This is a genomic window from Actinoplanes sp. NPDC051470 (genome assembly GCF_040682035.1).
GTDB lineage: Bacteria > Actinomycetota > Actinomycetes > Mycobacteriales > Micromonosporaceae > Actinoplanes.
In genome coordinates this window covers 126,674-144,499 of record NZ_JBFBAA010000027.1, presented here as the reverse complement: position 1 = coordinate 144,499, position 17,826 = coordinate 126,674, and the positions used below count along the sequence as shown (strand labels likewise).

At 70.7% G+C, this 17,826-nt stretch carries 14 protein-coding genes; 5 read left to right on the top strand and 9 right to left on the bottom strand.

Annotated elements, in window-relative coordinates; translation table 11 throughout:
• Window positions 1–368: 368 nt before the first annotated feature.
• From treZ to AB0M54_RS35925, 7 genes are all read right to left on the bottom strand, one after another.
• Window positions 369–2,105, bottom strand: coding sequence for a malto-oligosyltrehalose trehalohydrolase (gene treZ / locus AB0M54_RS35955; protein ID WP_364332043.1), 1,737 nt, complete (start codon window positions 2,103–2,105; stop codon window positions 369–371).
• Window positions 2,102–4,372 (bottom strand): malto-oligosyltrehalose synthase, encoded by a 2,271-nt coding sequence (gene treY, locus AB0M54_RS35950; protein ID WP_364332040.1) that lies wholly within the window; start codon window positions 4,370–4,372, stop codon window positions 2,102–2,104. Before treY ends, treZ begins: the two co-directional genes overlap by 4 nt.
• An 80-nt stretch (window positions 4,373–4,452) precedes the next feature.
• Window positions 4,453–6,564 carry a glycogen debranching protein GlgX gene (gene glgX, locus AB0M54_RS35945; protein ID WP_364332037.1) on the bottom strand — a complete coding sequence of 704 codons (2,112 nt, stop codon included), beginning with the start codon at window positions 6,562–6,564 and terminating at the stop codon, window positions 4,453–4,455.
• Between the two features lie 103 nt (window positions 6,565–6,667).
• Window positions 6,668–6,931, bottom strand: a complete 264-nt coding sequence (locus AB0M54_RS35940; RefSeq protein WP_364332034.1) for a UBP-type zinc finger domain-containing protein — start codon at window positions 6,929–6,931, stop codon at window positions 6,668–6,670.
• Window positions 6,928–8,499 carry a Na+/H+ antiporter gene (locus AB0M54_RS35935; RefSeq protein ID WP_364476281.1) on the bottom strand — a complete coding sequence of 524 codons (1,572 nt, stop codon included), beginning with the start codon at window positions 8,497–8,499 and terminating at the stop codon, window positions 6,928–6,930. Before AB0M54_RS35935 ends, AB0M54_RS35940 begins: the two co-directional genes overlap by 4 nt.
• Window positions 8,500–8,607: 108 nt before the next feature.
• The gene (locus tag AB0M54_RS35930; RefSeq protein WP_364476279.1) at window positions 8,608–9,231 is read right to left on the bottom strand and encodes a hypothetical protein; all 624 of its coding nucleotides are present in this window, start codon (window positions 9,229–9,231) and stop codon (window positions 8,608–8,610) included.
• Window positions 9,232–9,263: 32 nt separating this feature from the next.
• Window positions 9,264–9,911, bottom strand: coding sequence for an EcsC family protein (locus tag AB0M54_RS35925; RefSeq protein ID WP_364332045.1), 648 nt, complete (start codon window positions 9,909–9,911; stop codon window positions 9,264–9,266).
• Between the two features lie 204 nt (window positions 9,912–10,115).
• On the opposite strand from AB0M54_RS35925, the gene AB0M54_RS35920 reads away from it, so the two are divergent.
• Both AB0M54_RS35920 and AB0M54_RS35915 read left to right on the top strand, forming a co-directional pair.
• A complete protein-coding gene (locus tag AB0M54_RS35920) occupies window positions 10,116–12,410 on the top strand; it encodes an EAL domain-containing protein (RefSeq protein WP_364476277.1) in 2,295 nt (764 codons plus the stop codon).
• 179 nt (window positions 12,411–12,589) lie between these two features.
• Window positions 12,590–13,498, top strand: a complete 909-nt coding sequence (locus tag AB0M54_RS35915; protein ID WP_364332022.1) for a PAC2 family protein — start codon at window positions 12,590–12,592, stop codon at window positions 13,496–13,498.
• On the opposite strand, the gene AB0M54_RS35910 is transcribed toward AB0M54_RS35915, so the two are convergent.
• On the bottom strand, window positions 13,495–14,097 hold the full coding sequence (locus AB0M54_RS35910) for a TetR/AcrR family transcriptional regulator (protein WP_364476275.1): 603 nt from the start codon (window positions 14,095–14,097) through the stop codon (window positions 13,495–13,497). The two genes, AB0M54_RS35915 and AB0M54_RS35910, sit on opposite strands and share 4 nt — an antisense overlap.
• Before the next feature lie 41 nt (window positions 14,098–14,138).
• Between AB0M54_RS35910 and AB0M54_RS35905 the strand changes: the two genes are divergently transcribed.
• Together AB0M54_RS35905 and AB0M54_RS35900 are read left to right on the top strand one after the other, a co-directional pair.
• Window positions 14,139–14,546 (top strand): RidA family protein, encoded by a 408-nt coding sequence (locus tag AB0M54_RS35905; protein WP_364332016.1) that lies wholly within the window; start codon window positions 14,139–14,141, stop codon window positions 14,544–14,546.
• 187 nt (window positions 14,547–14,733) lie between these two features.
• Window positions 14,734–16,281, top strand: a complete 1,548-nt coding sequence (locus tag AB0M54_RS35900; RefSeq protein WP_364476273.1) for a methyl-accepting chemotaxis protein — start codon at window positions 14,734–14,736, stop codon at window positions 16,279–16,281.
• Here AB0M54_RS35900 and AB0M54_RS35895 read toward each other — a convergent pair.
• Window positions 16,264–17,004 (bottom strand): alpha/beta hydrolase-fold protein, encoded by a 741-nt coding sequence (locus AB0M54_RS35895; RefSeq protein ID WP_364476271.1) that lies wholly within the window; start codon window positions 17,002–17,004, stop codon window positions 16,264–16,266. The two genes, AB0M54_RS35900 and AB0M54_RS35895, sit on opposite strands and share 18 nt — an antisense overlap.
• A gap of 114 nt (window positions 17,005–17,118) precedes the next feature.
• Between AB0M54_RS35895 and AB0M54_RS35890 the strand changes: the two genes are divergently transcribed.
• Complete coding sequence (locus AB0M54_RS35890; protein ID WP_364332007.1) at window positions 17,119–17,766, top strand: hypothetical protein; 648 nt, start codon at window positions 17,119–17,121, stop codon at window positions 17,764–17,766.
• Window positions 17,767–17,826: the final 60 nt, after the last annotated feature.

Here is a 17,826-nt window from a genome sequence, read left to right as displayed (position 1 = left end):
CCATGGTCAGGGCCTCGACGCAGAGCAGCTCTGCGCACCTATAGGCACCACCCCGGCCAGTGATGCGAGTAGGTGCTCAGGGCTGGCGATCTCGCCGGGCAGCCTTCCGGGTGAAGGTCCGGCCCGTCCGCGCCGGCCGGACTGCGCTGGTGCCGCCCTCGTTGCGGCCGGCCCTCACGTCGGCGCCCGCCCTCGCGTCGTGGCTGCTCTCGCGTCGTGGCTGCTCTCGCGTCGGTGCCCGCCCGCGCGACGTGCCTGCTCTCGCTGGGTGCCGGCCCTCGCACTGATCAGGGGCTGAGCTGGGTTGCCAGGCAACCCAGCGGAGCCCATGACCAGCGCGACCTCATGCCTCGGCTGGTAGGGGCGGTTCAGCGGCCGAAGACCACCACGGCCGACTCGGCGGGCAGCTCGACCCGGTCACGCTGGAGCACGACGCCGGGCTCGGTGGCCAGGAGCACCTTCGAGGGCACGACCGGGAGATGCACCGTCTGGGTGACCGGGGCCAGGTTGACCGCCACCGTGCAGCGGCCGCGCCGCATCACCACGTATTGATCACCGTGGTGGGCCTCGACCCGGTCGAGCCGCGGGTCGGTGAGGTCGGCGTGTTCGCGCCGCAACGCGATCAGGCGCCGGTAGAGATCGAGGATCTCGGCGTGGCCGGGTTTGCCGAGTTCGTCCCAGTCCAGCTTGGAGCGGGTGAATGTGGCCGGGTCCTGTGGATCGGGCACGTCGGTCTCGGCCCAGCCGTGGGTGGCGAATTCGCGGCGCCGCCCGGTGCGCACGGCCGCGGCCAGCTCGGGCTCGGGGTGGCTGGTGAAGAACTGCCACGGGTTGCTGGCCGCCCATTCCTCGCCCATGAACAGCATCGGCGTGAACGGCGAGGTGAACAGCAGCGTCGCCCCGCATTTCAGCAACCCCGGGGACAGGCTGGCGGACAGCCGGTCGCCGACCGCGCGGTTGCCGATCTGGTCGTGATTCTGCAGGTACGCCACGAAGCGGTGCCCGGCCGTCGTGTGCCGGTCGACCGCGCGGCCGTGCCGCCGCCGGCGGAAGCTCGACCAGGTGCCGGCGTGGAAGAACGCCCCGGTCAGCACGGCCTCGAGGCTCTCCAGCGAGCCGAAGTCGCCGTAGTAGCCCTGCCGTTCGCCGGTGAGCATCGCATGGAGCACGTGGTGCACGTCGTCGTCCCACTGCGCGGTCAGGCCGTAGCCGCCGGCCTCGCGCGGGGTGATCAGCGTCGGGTCGTTCAGGTCGGACTCGGCGATCAGCGACAGCGGCCGGCCCAGGTGGGCGGACAGGCTCTCGACCTCGACGGCCATCTGCTCGAGGAGGTGGATCGCGGTCTCGTCGACGAACGCGTGCACGGCGTCGAGCCGCAGGCCGTCCACGTGGTAGTCGCGCAGCCAGCCGACCATGCTGTCGATGATGTACTCGCGGACGCCGCCGGACAGCGGACCGTCCAGGTTGACCGCGGCACCCCACGGGTTGCTGGCCGCGGTGTGCAGGTAGGGCGCGAAGCGCGGCGCGTACGCCCCGCTCGGGCCGAAGTGGTTGTAGACGACGTCGAGCAGCACGCCGAGGCCGCGGTTGTGGGCGGCGTCGACGAAGCGCTTCAGGCCGTCGGGCCCGCCGTACGCCTCGTGCGGGGCATACCAGCAGACGCCGTCGTACCCCCAGTTGTAGTCGCCGTTGAAGGAGCCGACGGGCAGAAGCTCGACCAGGTCGACGCCGAGGTCGACGAGGTGGTCAAGACGCTCGATGGCGGCGTCGAAGGTGCCCTCGGTGGTGAAGGTACCGACGTGCATCTCGTACAGGACGGAGCCGGGCAGCTGGCGACCGGTCCAGGAGCCGTCCGACCAGGGGAAGGCCGAGTGGTCGTACACCCGGCTGGGGCCGTGCACGCCATCAGGCTGCCACAGCGACCTGGGGTCGGGTAGCGGCGTGTCGTCATCCGGCAAAAGGTAGGCGTAGTCGCTGCCCGGTCCGGCCTCGGTCACGTCGAGCCGCCACCAGCCGTCGTCGTCGCGCTCCATCACCCGATCCGCCCCTGCCACCCGGATCTTGACGGATGTCTTCTCGGGCGCCCACACCTCGAAGGTCGTCATGATTCCTTCACCAGCAGTGCCACCGGGTAGGTGTCCAGCAGATCGCCCACCGCCAGCCGATCGCCGCCGTACACCGTGTTCGTCAACAGTTCCGTCCAGGTGTTGCCGGGCAGTGACAGGGTGGTGTCGCGCCACCCGCCGTGGCGTGACAATCCGACCGGCAGCCGGGTCGCCACGGTCACCACGCCGCCGCGGTCGAAGGCCAGCACGTGCTCGCCCAGCCGGCCCTCGGCGAACAGCGGCCGGTAGTGGTCGAACAGCTCGCGCCGGCGCCGGCGCAGCCGCAGGACCCGGCTGGTGACCAGCAGCTTGGCCGCGCCGGTCTCGTCCACCGGCGGAAGCCAGCCGTCGTCGAGGCGGGCCAGCAGCTCACGCCGCAGGGTGAAGTCGACCGGCCGGCGGTTGTCCGGATCGACCAGCGAGAAGTCCCACAGCTCGCTGCCCTGGTAGACGTCGGGCACGCCGGGCATGGTCAGCTGCACCAGCTTCTGCCCGAGCGAGTTCGACCAGCCCGGCGGCGTGATCATGGCGGCGAAGGCGGCCACCTCGTCGTGCAGCGCGGTGTCGTCGTAGATCTGGTCGACCATGGTCCGCAACGCCGCCTCGAACGTCTCGTCGGGGCGGGTCCAGGTGGTCGAGGCGGCGGCCTCGCGCGCGGCCTTCACCGCGTACGCCTGAAGTCGCTCCCGCGAGAGCGGCCACGCGCCCACCGCGGCCTGCCAGACCAGATGGGCCAGCGACGGGTCGGGCAACGGGTTGGCGCGCACCCAGCGCCGCACCACCTCGGTCCAGTCGCCGGGCAGTTCGGAGAGCACGGCGAGCCGGGCCCGGACGTCTTCGCTGCGTTTGGTGTCGTGGGTGGAGAGGCTGGTCATCGACTCGGGCCAGCGGCGGCCGCGCTCACCGGCGCACTCGTGGAACTCGTCGGGGCTGACGCCGAACTTGGCCGGGTCGTTGCCGACCTCGTTGCGCGCGGTGAACCGGGTCCAGCGGTAGAACGCGGTGTCCTCGACGCCCTTGGCCATCACCGCGCCGGTGTACTGCTGGAACCGGATCGCGAGCTCGTCATCCGCAGTGCGCAGCCGGGCGGTCAGCCGGTCGAGCTCGGGGATCAGCCCGGGTCGCCGGCGCCCCGCCTCGGACCGGGCCTTGGCCAGGTGACGCCCGCCGATCGGCAGGTAGGAGCGGTAGACCGGGAAGCAGGCGGCCAGCTCGGCCAGGGCGCGGGGTGCGGCTTCGATCTCGGGTACGAGCCTGGCGAGCCGGCTGTTCTCGGCGGCGAGCAGGGTGGTCGCCGCGTGCAGCTTGGTGCCGTGCACCAGGTCTTGCCAGGACGTCTCGCCGCCGGTCAGGTGGTGGTCGAGGGTGTCGAAGAACGCCTCGGTCGACGGGTCGACGAACACCCCGTTGACCTCGGCCATCGGGTCGTAGCCGGTGGTGCCGGCGACCGGCCAGCCGGGCAGTTCCTCCCCCGGCTCGAGGATCTTCTCGATCACCAGCCAGGCCGCCGGCGCCGCCTCGCGCAGCCGGTCGAAGTACTGCCCCGGGTCACGCAGGCCGTCCGGATGGTCGACGCGGATGCCCTGCACCGACCCCTCGGCCACCCAGCGGAGGATCTCGGCGTGGGTGGCCTCGAAGACCGCCGGGTCTTCCACGCGCAGGCCGGCCAGGTCGGTGATGGAGAAGAAGCGGCGGTACGTCAGCTCGCTGTCGCCGCGCGTCCAGTTGACCAGTTCGTAGTGCTGCCGGTCGTGCACCTCGCGGGGCGTGCCGTCGCCGGTGCCGTCGGCGATCGGGTAGCGCTTGTCGTAGTAGCGCAGCTCACCGTCCTCGACGCGGAGCTCGTTCAGCGCGTCGGGGTCGTCGGCCAGCACCGGGATCAGGATGCGGCCGCGGTCCCAGTCGATGTCGTACCAGTTCGCGTACGCGGAGGATCGGCCGTTCTTGAGGACGTCCCACCAGGAGGGGTTGGCGGCGGGCACGGCGATGCCGGCGTGGTTGGGCACGATGTCGACGACCAGGCCCAGGCCGGCCGCTTCGAGGGCCTTGTGCAGCGCCAGCCGGCCCTCCTCGCCGCCGATCGCCGGGCCCACCCGCGAGTGGTCGACCACGTCGTAGCCGTGCTCGGAACCGGGCGCGGCGGTCAGCAGCGGCGACGTGTAGAGATGACTGACACCCAGGTCGGCCAGGTAGTCGGCGAGTTCGGCGGTCGCCTTCAACGGGAAATCGGGACGAACCTGGACGCGATAGGTGCCGGTAGGGGTCATTGAGGTTTGTTCACGACCTTCCTTGAGCCGCACGGTGCGCGGGTTGATCACGTGGTCTCCACCGTCGTGAACAAACCTCACTAAACCGTCCTGTCCAAAACGATGAGCGAGCGGTCCGGCACGAGGATGGTGCCGCCGGCCTCGACCACGGCAGGCCGGTCCGGCGACGGCTCGGCCGTCTCGATGACCCTTTCCCACTTCTCGCCGTATTCAGCCGGTGGCGTCGCGAATTCGATCGGCGCGTCGTGTGCGTTGAAACACAGCAGGAACGAGCTGTCCACATGACGCTGGCCGTACTGCCCGCGCTCGCGGATGCCCTCGCCGTTGACGAACAGGGCGACCGCCCGGCCGAAGTCGTTGCCCCAGTCGTCGCCGGTCATCTGCCGGCCGTCGGGGGTGAACCAGGCCAGGTCGGGCAGCGGGTCGCCGCCGCCGCGGGCGGTCACCGGCAGGCCGGTGAAGAACCGGCGGCGCTGGAACACCTGGTGCCGGTGGCGGAACGCGGTCAGCTTGCGGGCGAACTCGAGCAGCTGCTCGTCGGCCTTCTCCCAGTCGATCCAGGCGATCTCGGAGTCTTGGCAGTAGGCGTTGTTGTTGCCGCCCTGGGTCCGGCCGAGCTCGTCGCCGTGCGAGATCATCGGCACGCCCTGGCTGAGCAGCAGCGTGGCCAGGAAGTTGCGGCGTTGCCGGGCGCGCAGGGCCAGCACCTGGGGGTCGTCGGCCGGACCCTCGACGCCGCAGTTCCACGACCGGTTGTGGCTCTCGCCGTCCCGGTTCTCCTCGCCGTTGGCCTCGTTGTGCTTGTCGTTGTAGGAGACCAGGTCGTTGAGCGTGAAGCCGTCGTGGGCGGTGACGAAGTTGATCGAGTGGAACGGCTTGCGGCCGTCGTCCTGGTAGAGGTCGGCCGACCCGGTGATACGGGAGGCGAACTCGGCCAGCGTGGCCGGCTCGCCGCGCCAGAAGTCGCGGACCGTGTCGCGGTACTTGCCGTTCCACTCGGTCCAGTTCGGCGGGAAGTTGCCCACCTGGTAGCCGCCCGGGCCGACGTCCCACGGCTCGGCGATCAGCTTGACCTGGCCGACCACCGGGTCTTGCTGGACCACCTCGAAGAACGTGGACAGCCGGTCGACGTCGTAGAACTCACGCGCCAGGGTCGAGGCCAGGTCGAACCGGAAGCCGTCGACGTGCATCTCGGTCACCCAGTAGCGCAGCGAATCCATGATCAGCTGGAGGCTCTGCGGGCTGCGCACGTTCAGGCTGTTGCCGGTGCCCGTGTAGTCCATGTAGAACTGCGGCTGGTCGTCGACCAGGCGGTAGTAGGTGCGGTTGTCGATGCCCTTGAGGCTCATCGTCGGGCCGAGGTGGTTGCCCTCCGCCGTGTGGTTGTAGACGACGTCGAGGATCACCTCCATGCCGGCCGCGTGCAGGGCCTTGACCATGCCGCGGAACTCCTGGGTCTGCTGGCCGAGCGCGCCCATCGCCGAATAGCCGTGGTAGGGCGCGAAGAAGCCCAGCGTGTTGTAGCCCCAGTAATTGCGCAGGCCCACGTCGACCAGCCGGTTGTCGTGCACGAACTGGTGCACCGGCATCAGCTCGACCGCGGTCACGCCCAGGCTCTTGAGGTGTTCGATGATCGCCGGGTGGCCGATGGCCGCGTAGGTGCCGCGCATGTCCTTGGGCACCTCGGGGTGGCGCTCGGTGAGGCCCTTGACGTGGGTCTCGTAGATCACCGAGTGGTGGTACGGGATGTCCGGCCGGCGGTCGTTGCCCCAGTCGAAGTAGGGGTTGACCACCACGCCCTTGGCCATGTGGGGCGCGGAGTCGAGATCCGACATCTCGTCGGGGCGGTCGAAGTCGTAGGCGTACAGCGACGGGTGCCAGTCGATGTCCGAGTCGACCGCCCGCGCGTACGGGTCGAGCAGCAGCTTGTGCGGGTTGCAGCGCAGCCCCCGGCTGGGGTCGTACGGACCGTAGACGCGATAGCCGTAGCGCTGGCCCGGCTCGACCCCCGGCAGGTAGGCGTGCCAGACGAACGCGTCCTGCTCGTGCAGCTGGACCTTGCGCTCGTTGCCCGAGGGGTCGAAGAGGCAGAGCTCGACCGCCTCGGCCACCTCGGAGAAGATCGCGAAGTTCGTGCCCGTCCCGTCATAGGTGGCGCCCAGGGGGTACCGATGACCAGGCCAGACCTGCATGTGTTCTCCTCGTGTGCCGACGTGCCGTGCCCCATCACCATTCTCACCCAGGCGTACGACGAACCGGCATTACGGTCCGTTCTCCGACCGGGACGGGGGACAGCTAACCGATTACGTCGTCGACGAAACACCAGCGCCAGGACTCGCCCGGCTCGAAGCTGCGCATCGTCGGGTGGCCGGTGTCGTCGTGGTGTTTGCTCATGTGCCGCCGGGGCGACGAGTCACAGCAGGCGATCAGCCCGCAGTCGAGACAGAGCCGCAGGTGGACCCAGTCGGTGAAGCCGCCGGCCACGCATTGCGGGCAGCCTTCCTCGAACTTCGACAGGGGCGCCGGGTCGCCGGCGTCCTTGAGGTGCTGGCAGATCAATCGTCACTCCGGTTCAACTGAGACTCTTCCAGGTCGAGGTCGCGCTGGGCGCGGGTCAGCACTTCCTCGGGGATCCGCCCCTCGTTCCGGGCGATCTTGAAGACGTGCCGTTCCGCGGTGATCATTTCGCGGCGCAGCCGGCTGTACGCCGCGGACGGCGTTTCCTGCTCCTGGCTGCCCAGACGTTCCCAGGCGCCGTTGTTGCGGTTCTCGGCGATCCCCCGGAGGCGGTCGACGACCGAGTCGGGGGCGCCGTCGGCGTGCTCCTCCAGGGCCTTCAGGGCGGCCCGGCTGGCCCGGTTCTGCACCGCCGCCTCGGCCAGCGCGTCGGCGGTGCTGGTGTCCTCGCGTACCCCCAGCCGGTTGGCCAGCAGCGGCAGGGTCGTCCCCTGGATCAGCAGGGTCAGCACGATGATCGCGAAGGCCACGAACACGAACAGGTCACGCGGGTAGCCACCGGGCACCTTGTCGACCGGCGGCAGGGTCAGCACGGCGGCCAGCGTCACCACGCCGCGCATCCCGGCCCAGGCCACCACGGTCGGTCCGGCCGGCGACGGGCGCTCCTCGCGGTTGCGGACCTTCGGGAAGAGCCGGGCCAGGTAGGTCGCCGGGTACATCCAGACGAACCGCAGCACCACGATCAGCCCGAAGACCAGCACGGTCGCCTGCACCGTGGTGGCCACACCGGTCTCCAGGTCGCCGACCAGCTCGCGCAGCTGCAGGCCGACCAGCAGGAAGACCGCGCCCTCGAGCAGGAAGTTGATCAGCCGCCAGACCGCCTCCATCTGCAGCCGGGAGGTCGGCGACAGCAGGTACGGGATGCGGTGGCCCAGGTAGAGGCCGGCCACCACGACCGCGACCACGCTCGACGTGTGCAGCTCCTCGGCCACCACCACGACCACGAACGGGGTGAGCAAGGACACGGCGTCGTCCAGCAGCGGGTCCTTGATCTTCTTGTGCAGCCAGGCCGCGAGCACCGCCGCCGCGAAGCCGAGGAGCAGCCCGCCGCCGGCGATCACCACCACGTCCCGGCCGATGTTCCAGAAACCGACCGCCGTGCCGGTCAGCGCGCCGCCGGCGATCCGCACCATGACCAGCGCGGTCGCGTCGTTGAGCAGGCTCTCGCCCTCGAGCAGGGTGACGATCCGGCGGGGCAGTCCGATGCGGCGGGCGATCGCGGTCGCCGACACCGCGTCGGGCGGCGCGACCACGGCGCCGAGCGCCACACAGGCGGACAGCGGCACGTCGGGCAGCAGCAGATGCAGCACGGCGCCGGTGATCAGCGCGGTGAAGATCACCAGGCCGACGGCGAGCAGGATGATCGGGCGCAGCGCCCGGCGGAAGGCGGGGATCGAGGTCTGCAGGGCGGCCACGTAGAGCAGCGGCGGCAGGATGCCGACCAGCACCAGCTCCGGCTCCACGTGGATCTCTGGCATTCCCGGCAAGAAGGACAGGCCCAGACCGGCGACCAGCAGCACCAGGGGTGCGACGAACCCGAGCCGCCGGGCCAGCGCGGCCCCGGCGACAGCGATCACGATCAGTACGACCGTGTCGACGATGCCTTCCATGGCGAGAAGCTTAGGCGGTCGATCCCGGTCACGAGTTTCGTGGAGATCACCGGCGGGCCCGAGGGCAGACCGGGTCGGTCCGGAGGCGCCGGGCGAGGCCGCGTCCGATCAGAGCGTCGGGAGTGAGTGCGACCGGAAGACCGTCGCCGAGTGCGTCCCGTCCCCGCTGCGCCGGAGGACCACGGCGTCGACCGTGAAGACGTAGTGGGTCTTCGGGGACAGATTGGTGATCGTGGCGCTCATCTGCCCGCAGGGCGTCTTGGGCTTGACCACGGTGTACGTCACGTCGCGCTGGTCGCCGACGACCAGATCCTGGCTGATCGCGTAGAGCCGGAACTCCACCAGGTTGATCCCGCCGACGTTGTACCAGTCCAGCACCGCCGTGGTCGCCGCCGGGGTCACGTCGAGACCGGCGATCTTGGAGAAGTTGAACATGTTCGGCGAGCAGACCGGGGTCGGCGTGGCGTACTTCGCCCCGCCTCCGCCGCTCAGCGGCAGGAACCCGAACGACACCGACGGCGGCGGCGTGCCGCCGGAGGTCGGCTTCGGTGACGGCGTGGCCTTGCCCTGCTCCGACACGATCCAGCTGTCCCCGCCGGCCCCGGCCGCACCATCGGCGCCGGCGGACGAGGGCGGCGACGAGGAGGACGAGGAGAACAGGCCGCATCCGGACAGCCCGAACACCGCCGGCACGACCAGTGCCAGCAGCAGACCCCCGCTTCTCCGCTTCACGAGAGTTCTGATCGGACCGCCCGGACGAAGGCTTAGCTCTCCCCCGGGTGCGGGACGGGGGCGGCCGTGAGCGCCTGGGGCCGGCTGTAGTACTCCCGCGTGCGCCGGGCCAGGTCTTTGGTCGCGGCCGAGTTGGCCCACGTGCCGAGGATGACCGCCGCCCCGGGCACGATCTTGGCGAAGATCCGCTTGGCCGCGCGGATGCCGGCCATCTGGGCGAGCTTGACGCCCAGGCGCAGCATCACCCCGCTGAGCGGCCGGCCGGCCGAGCCGGCGAAGAGCTGGGCGGCCCGTTCGCGGCCGGCGGCGACGCCGAGGGCCAGCCGGGCGGTCTCCGCCACCTTGTGCACCTTCTGCAACACGAGCAGGTCGGTGGCGCGGTCGGCGTGGCTGGGGTCGAGGCCGTACGCCGCCGCCATGTGCAGCACCATTCTGGCCTGCGTCCAGGCCAGCACCCCGACGTCGGCGACCGCGCCGGGCAGGCCGGTGGCCCCGGACACGGCGCCGGAGATGCGGGCGTGGGTGGTGAAGCGCTTGGCCGCGAGCTGGGCCAGGGCGGCCGGGGAGATGCCCGGTTGCTGGTCGCGCTGCCGGGCGGCCCAGCGTTCGGCCTCGGGTCCCAGGCGGCGGACCGCCTCCAGGGCGAGGTGCTCCGGCGCGTACTGCGGGTCGGCCTTCATGCGGGCCCAGAGGGATCCGGGCGGTGCGGCGCCCGAGTCTTCGACGAGTGGTTCAGTCACCAGATCATCACTCCGAGGGGAAGAGGGGATCTTCCGTTCATTGTGCAGTGCGGATGCACGTGCACGCGAACATGTCCCACGACGAACGCTCATCCCGGCGATGGGCAGACCGATAGGTCGGACATGGTGGGAGAAGAACGGCGCGTGGAGCGGCTGCGCCCTACTCCCCTGCTCGTGGTGATGACCGGGCTCCTGGTGGTCGCGTCCGCCCTGTTCCTGGCCAGTTCTCTGGTGCCGGCCGTGCCGCCCTGGATCAACTGGCTGCCGATCGCGCTCAGCTGCATCCTGCTGGCGCGGGTGGCATGGCGGACGGCCCGGCTCGACGGTATGGACCGGGTGGCGCGGCGGCTCTGGCGCGACCTGACCGTCGTACCCCTGCTGGTCATGGTCGGTATTGCCGGTGATCTCCGGCGGGCGCTCATCGACCCCACCTTCGACGGCGTGACCCACGACACACCGACCAACGTGGCGTACGGCCTCTCGATCCTGTCCCTGATCTGGATGTTGCTGCGGCTGCCGACCGGGCAGCGCCGTGAGGTCAATCACACCGCCCGGTTCGCCCTGGACGCCGCCACGGTCGGCGTCACCACCGGCATCTTCGCCTGGTACGCCATCGTGCAGGCGTTCGGCAGCGTCGGGGCGGCGGCCGGCCCGAACGTCGTACCCATGGTGGTCCTGGCCGCTCTGGGCCTGTGCGGCTCGCTGGCCTTCGTCAAGATCTCGATGATCGACATGGGCGGTCTCGACCGCACCATCACCCGCCAGCTCGCCCTGGCCGCGGCGCTCGGCGCGGCCGGCGGTGGCCTGACCCCGCTGCTGTTCGACCTGCGCCCGGGCCTGAGCAGCTCACACGTCACGGTCTGCGCGACGATGCTCTGTGCCGCCTTCGCCGCCGACCGGCAGCGCCGCATCGTGGGCGTACCCCGGAAGGCCGGGCCGCGCCGGCGCAACAGCCTGGTCCCCTACGTGGCGGTCGCCGCCACCGACGGCCTGCTGCTCTGGATCGGCGCCCAGGCCGGTGGCCTGGTCCTCATCGTGGCGATCGCCGCCGTGGTGCTGACCGCGCTGGTCGCCCTGCGCCAGGTGCACGCCCTGCTCGAGAACGACCGGCTGCTGCGCCGGATCGACGCCGGCCAGGCCCAGCTCAAGCACCGGGCCAGCCACGACGACCTCACCGACCTGGCCAACCGGACGCTGTTCGAGCAGCGCACCCGCGAGGCGCTGGGCCGCTCCGGCCGGCGGGCGATGAGCCTGGCCCTGATCGACCTGGACGACTTCAAGGCGATCAACGACCGGCTCGGCCACGCGGTCGGCGACGCCCTCCTGGTGGTGGTCGCGGCGCGGCTGCGCGAGTGTGTACGCGGCGACGACCTGGTCGCCCGGCTCGGCGGCGACGAGTTCGGCCTGCTCCTGGACGGTCTGCGCGGCGACAAGGCGACCGAGGTGCTGGACCGGATCACGGAGGCGCTCCGCCGCCCGGTGCACGCGCTCGGCTACGACCTGCTGGTCAGCGCCAGCGTGGGCCTGGCCGAGGGCTGGGCCGAGGCCGAGCCGCAGGAGCTGCTGCGCCGGGCCGACCTGGCGATGTACGCGGCCAAGGCCAGCGGCAAGGGCCGGCACGCGGTCTACGACGCCGAGCTGGAACAGCACCAGGCGGCCGACGCCGAGCTGGGCGCGGCCCTGCGCCAGGCCCTCGACAACAACGAGTTCACGCTGGTCTACCAGCCGATCGTGCGGCTGCCCGACGGCCACTGGACCGGCATGGAGACGCTGATCCGCTGGCACCGGCCGGACCGCGGCTTCGTCGGGCCGGACACGTTCATCCCGATCGCCGAACGCACCGGGCTGATCGTCCCGCTGGGCGACTGGATCCTGCGGACGGCGCTGCGTCAGGCCGCGGCCTGGGACCGGGAGTACGGCGACGCCGCCCCGCGCGAGATCGGCATCAACGTCTCGGCCCGCCAGCTGCGGGAACCCGGGTTCGCCGGCGACGTGAAGGAGGCGCTGGCCGAGACCGGGTTCGACCCGGAGCGGGTGGTCGTCGAGGTCACCGAGACCGCGGTCTTCGACGGCGGCATGGCCCTCGACACCCTGCAGAACCTGGTCGGCCTGGGCGTGAAGGTGGCGCTGGACGACTTCGGCACCGGGCACTCGTCGCTGGGCCTGCTGCGTACCTGCCCCGCGGACACGCTGAAGGTCGACAAGTCGTTCGTGGACGGCATCGGCGGCCGGTCCGAGGAGGCGGTCATCGCCACCGCCATGATCCAGATCACCAACGGCCTGCACCTGCAGGCGGTGGCCGAGGGCGTGGAGACGGCCGAGCAGGCCGAGACGCTGTACCGGCTGGGCTACCGCTTCGCCCAGGGCTACCACTTCAGCCGCCCCCTCTCGCCGGCACAGGTCGCGGCTCACCTGGCTCCGGCCACCATCTCGGCCTGAAGACGTCGTTCCCGATTCGCCACCAGCCGGCGCCTCGAAAGCGAATCCGAAACGACGTCTACCCGACCCCCGTGTTCTAGGTCGTGCGAATCGGTGCTGGAATGTTCCGTACGGCAGCGTTGTTGCCGCATGGTGTCTCGTGCGCAGGCGCGAGGCAGCCGATCGAGGAGGATGCCGACGTGCTCGACCCGAGCGGGCTTTATGAGCTGACCGGCGACGCCCCGACGCTGGAGTCGCCGGTGCTGCTCCAGGCACTGACCGGGTTCGTCGACGCCGGCAGCGCGATTCAACTCTCCCGGGAACACCTGCTCGAGAAGCTGGAGTCCCGGGTCATCGCCACGTTCGACGTGGACCAGCTGCTCGACTACCGCTCCCGCCGCCCCTCCATGGTCTTCATCGAGGACCACTGGGAGAGTTACGAGGAGCCGTCCCTGGCGCTGCACCTGCTCCAGGACGAGATGGGCACCGAGTTCCTGATGCTCGCCGGCCCCGAGCCCGATGTGCAGTGGGAACGCTTCATCGCCGCGGTGACCGGCCTGATCGAGCGGTTCGGCGTACGCCTGACCGTGGGCCTGAACGCGATTCCGATGGCCGTCCCGCACACCCGGCCGGTCAGCGTCACCGCCCACGCCACCGATCGCGAGCTGCTCGGCGACCGCGAGTCCTGGCTCCAGAAGGTGCAGGTGCCGGCCAGCGTCGGCAACCTGATCGAGTTCCGGCTGGGGCAGAACGGGCACGACGCGATGGGGTACGCCGCCCACGTGCCGCACTACCTGGCCCAGACCACCTACCCCGCCGCGGCCGAGCTGCTGCTCGACTCGGTGTCGTCGAGCACCGGCCTCGCCCTGCCGACCGGCGCGCTGCGCGAGGCGGCCATCGCCGTCCGCGAGGAGGTCGACTCCCAGGTCGCCGACGACGAGCAGGCCACCCGCCTGGTCCAGTCGCTGGAGCAGCAGTACGACGCGTTCGTCCGCGGCCGCGAGGGCAACCTGCTGGCCGGCAACACCGGCGACCTGCCGACGGCCGACGAGCTGGGCGCCGAGCTCGAGCGCTTCCTGGCCGAGCAGTCCAAGGACAACGAGAACTAGAGCCAGGCTTTCCTGACCGACTCCCGGCTGCGGGCAGGTTCGTCGCCCGCGCCGGTGAAGAGCGCGGTCAGCATGGGTACGCCGTCGGCCAGGGTGCGACGGGACAGCACGCGGCTGGTGACCAGGGACACCAGGCCGTGGGTGACGATCCAGCTCTGGTAGGCGAGCGCCCGCGGGTCGGCGTCGGCCCGGAAGCGGCCGATGGTTCGTGCGCGGGCCGCCGCGCGTACCAGAAATTCTCGGGTCTCCTCGGCCGCGGCCGTGTCTTCGAGGTCGTAGGCGGCGTCGAACATCACCCGGTAGAGATCGGGGTGGTCCAGGGCGTTCGCGGCGTACGCGGCCAGCAGCGCGGTCAGCTCCTCGACCGGGTCGTCGACCGGCCGCACCGTGGTGAGCCGCGCCGCCAGCCGGGTGAAGCCCTCCTGCCGCAGCGCCCGCCACATGCCGTCCATGCCGCCGAAGTGCGTGTAGACCGCCATCGTCGACACACCCGCGCCGGCCACCAGCGACCGCAGGGTGATCGGCTCGCGGGCGCTCAGCATGTGGGCGGCGCGCTCGATGAGCTGCGTGCGTACCGCCGGGTCTCTGGTCCGGGCCACGCGTCGAGATTACATAACATAGCTTTGCTATGGTTACCGGCATGACAATCACCCTGATAGATCCGGACGGGCTCCCCACGGTCGACCTCTACCGGCAGGTGGCGGTCGCCTCCGGGTCGCGGCTCGTCTTCATGGCCGGGCAGGTCGCCTGGGACTCGACCGGGGCCGTGGTCGGCGCCGGTGACCTCGCGGCGCAGGTCGAGCAGTGCTACCTGAACGTGGGGGTCGCGCTGGCGGCGGCCGGGGCGAGCTTTGCCGACGTCGCCAAGCTGACCGTGTACCTCGTCGACTGGACGCCGGACAAGATGGCCCAGGTCGCCGAGGGGATCGAGCGGGCGGCTGAGACGCTCGGCGTGGTGCCGGTGGCGCCGCTGACCGGGATCGGGGTGAGTGCGCTGGCCACACCCGAGCTGCTGGTCGAGATCGAGGCCACAGCCGTTCTCGACTGACCCCCTGTGGATATTCGCGAGAACGTCACATTCCCGAGCTACGTTGACCGCCCACCCAGTGCCGGGGTGGGGGGCGGGGGTGGCCGCGCGCGCGAGAAACAGTCAAGACCGATCGGTTCGGTCACCGGGCCTGCGCATTACCCCCATTCACGGGCGGATCCGGGGCCTCGTGTCCGACTATGAGGGAATGCCACTGTTCCGCTCGCAATCCGGCCGCAACGAGACGGCTCCCCGGGCGATCCCCCGCGACGTGGAGAGCCTCGAGAAGCTGATCGTCGATCTGGCCGGCGCCGCCGACGAGAAGACGGCGTGGAAGATCACCGTCGACAGCACGGCCGAGTCGCACGGCTTCGCGTACGGCGCGGTCTGGTTGCCGGGCCCGGACAATCAGATGCGGCTGGAGTACGAGAACGGCACGATCGCCGCCGACCTGCGCGCCGCGACCGGTGGCAGCGGCACCCTGCCCGCCGACGCCGGCCTGGTCGGGCGGGCCTACCGCAGCGGCCGCCCGGTCTACGTGGGCGCGATGGACCAGTGCGGTGACTGCCGGCGTTGCCAGGCGGCGGGCCGGGCCGGGATGGCGGCGGCGATCGTCACCCCGGTGATCCGGGACGGCCGGTCCATCGCGGTGCTGGAGTACTACTCGGCCGATCCGCTGTACATCGACGGGCCGCGGACCGAGAAATGGGCCTCGATCGCCCGCATCGCCGAGCAGGCCCGATGGACGGCGCTGGCCGCGGCCGAGTTGCGGCAGGTGGCGGATGATCGGCTCGCGGTGACCAGCGTGGTGACCGCGCTGGGCGAGACCACGGACAGCCAGTCGGCGCTGCGGATGGCCCTCGACTCGGTGCGGACGGCGTTCGGCTGGGCCTACGGGTCGTACTGGGAGATCGACGACAGCGTCAACCTGCTGAAGTTCCAGCAGGAGTCGGGCTCGGCCGGCGACGAGTTCCGCAAGGTGACGCTGGCCGCCACTTTCGCCGAGGGCGTCGGCCTCTCCGGCCGCGCGTGGCGGTCCCGCGACCTGGTCTTCGTGCGCGACCTGGCCGAACTGACCGATTGCGTGCGCGGGCCGGCGGCGATGCGGGCGGGCGTCCGGTCGGGCGTCTGCTTCCCGATCCACAACCACGGCCGGATCATCGGCACGATGGACTTCTTCACCACCGAGTACATCGAGATGTCCGATTCGCGGGCGTCGGCGCTGCGCAACGTGCAGCAGCTGGTGTCGCAGCGGCTGGACATCGTCCGCACCGCCGAGCAGTCGGCCGAGAACGCGCGGGCGCTGCTCGACACGGTGTCCCGGCTGCGGGCCGCGTCCGACGACGCCACCCGGGTCGCCGAGGAGGCGGTCAGCCGCGCGTCGGCGATGACCCACGAGGTCGAGGCCCTGGGCCAGGCGTCGGTGGCGATCGGCGACGTCATCAAGATCATCTCGTCGATCGCGGACCAGACCAACCTGCTGGCCCTGAACGCCACCATCGAGGCGGCCCGGGCCGGTGAGGTCGGGCGGGGCTTCGCGGTGGTCGCCGGCGAGGTGAAGGACCTGGCCCGCGAGACGGCCGAGGCCACCCAGCGGGTCTCCGAGCAGATCAACGGCATTCAGAACAGCGCGCGTACGGTCAGCTCCGGAATTCTCACCACCAGCGAGACGATCGGGCAGATGGACGCGGTCCAGACGCGCATCAACGAGGTGCTCGAGGAGCAGGCCAAGATGGCCTCAGCGTTGCAGTCCTAGGAACACCAGCACGTTCTGGATCTCGCGGTCCCAGTAGCCCCACTCGTGGGCGCCCGGGCCGTACGCGCTGTCCACCGCGATCCCGCGCCGCTCCAGAGCGGCCACCACGGTCTGGTTGTAGGGCAGCGTGTGGTCCTCGGTGCCACAGCGGATCATCAGCCGCGGCAGCCCGGCCGGATCGGCCCGCTCGATGAGGTGGAGCAGGTCGTCGTCGGTCCCGCCGACCCGGTGCTCGGGGAAGAGCTCGGTCATCAGCCGCCGCATGTGCGGGCGGTCGTCGTGCTCCTGGATGCGCGCCAGGTCGAGCGCGCCGGAGAGCGAGGCCGCCGCCGCGAAGCGCTCGGGCTGGCGCAACGCCCACTTCAGGGCGCCGTAGCCGCCCATGCTCAGGCCGGCCACGAAGGTGTCGGCGCGGTCGGTGGAGACGCGGAAGAGGTTCTCGACGGTACGCGGGAGCTCCTCGCTGAGGAACGTCCAGAACGGCAGCCCGAACCTGGTGTCGCAGTAGAAGCTGCGGTGCACCTGGGGCATGACGACGGCGACGTCGTGGTGGGCGGCGTACCGCTCGATCGACGTGAAGCGCGACCACGCCGAGTGATCGTCGGTCAGGCCGTGGAGCAGGTAGAGGACCCGCTTGCGGCCTGCGCCCGCCGGCATCAGGACGGTCATGGTGGTGCCGAGGCCGAGGGTCTCGGAGGGGAAGTCGACGCGTATCGAGGCCATCGTTCCATGATCGACGATGCGTACACGGATGGCCACGTGGGGTTGGGAATGTCGTACCCGTCGATTAGTATGTGTGTACTAAAACCGCTACTGACCTGCGGGGGAAGATCACCCATGACGTCGCCTGTCACCCTTCCGGCTGCCCCGGTCCCGCCGTACGCCACGATGCTCGGATTCACCAGATATGTCGCTCGCACCGGTCCGGCCAAGGCCACCTTCGTCGGTGGTCTGCGGCGCCAGCGCGAGCGCCGGTCCGGCTTCAACCCGCACGGCCAGCTGGTCAAGGCGCTCAAGGCCGACATCGCTTTCCGTACAGGTGGGAGCTATCTCGCCGAGGTGCCCAACCTCGTGAAGCCGAGGTGGAAGCCGCTCTACGAGGCGGTCAGCGCGGGCGCGGCCCACTACCTGGCCTCGCTCGGCGACCCCGAGCAGGTGAGCCTGGCGCAGACCCGTGAGGCGCTGGCCTCGGTCGGTCCGCTGGCCGTGAAGATCAACCCCCACTTCGGGCTGCGGTACGCCGACGGCCGGCGCGAGGCGGTCCGCCTGCACTTCGACGAAGATCCGCCCAGCGCCGAGGCGATCACGGCCACGCTTCACCTGATGGCCCGCCACATGGACCAGATCCTGCCGAACGCCTCGCCGGTGCTCGTCGACCTGCGGCGCGGCGTCAGCCACGTCCTCGACCCGGGTGGAAAGCCGGCCGATGTGGAGCGCTGGCTCGCGGGCGAAGCGGCGGCCTTCACCGCCATGTGGGCGGCCTAGCCAGTCCGATTGGCCGTCCACAGCCCCACCACCACCCAACGCCGGACTAAAGGCTGAGCT

Coding starts and splice junctions, on each gene's coding strand:
- AB0M54_RS35925 (WP_364332045.1), bottom strand. CDS start 9,911: ATGAAGGCCGACCCGCAGTACGCGCCGGAGCACCTCGCCCTGGAGGCG.
- AB0M54_RS35905 (WP_364332016.1), top strand. CDS start 14,139: ATGACAATCACCCTGATAGATCCGGACGGGCTCCCCACGGTCGACCTC.
- treY (WP_364332040.1), bottom strand. CDS start 4,372: ATGACCCCTACCGGCACCTATCGCGTCCAGGTTCGTCCCGATTTCCCG.
- AB0M54_RS35900 (WP_364476273.1), top strand. CDS start 14,734: ATGCCACTGTTCCGCTCGCAATCCGGCCGCAACGAGACGGCTCCCCGG.
- treZ (WP_364332043.1), bottom strand. CDS start 2,105: ATGACGACCTTCGAGGTGTGGGCGCCCGAGAAGACATCCGTCAAGATC.
- AB0M54_RS35935 (WP_364476281.1), bottom strand. CDS start 8,499: ATGGAAGGCATCGTCGACACGGTCGTACTGATCGTGATCGCTGTCGCC.
- glgX (WP_364332037.1), bottom strand. CDS start 6,564: ATGCAGGTCTGGCCTGGTCATCGGTACCCCCTGGGCGCCACCTATGAC.
- AB0M54_RS35895 (WP_364476271.1), bottom strand. CDS start 17,004: ATGGCCTCGATACGCGTCGACTTCCCCTCCGAGACCCTCGGCCTCGGC.
- AB0M54_RS35890 (WP_364332007.1), top strand. CDS start 17,119: ATGACGTCGCCTGTCACCCTTCCGGCTGCCCCGGTCCCGCCGTACGCC.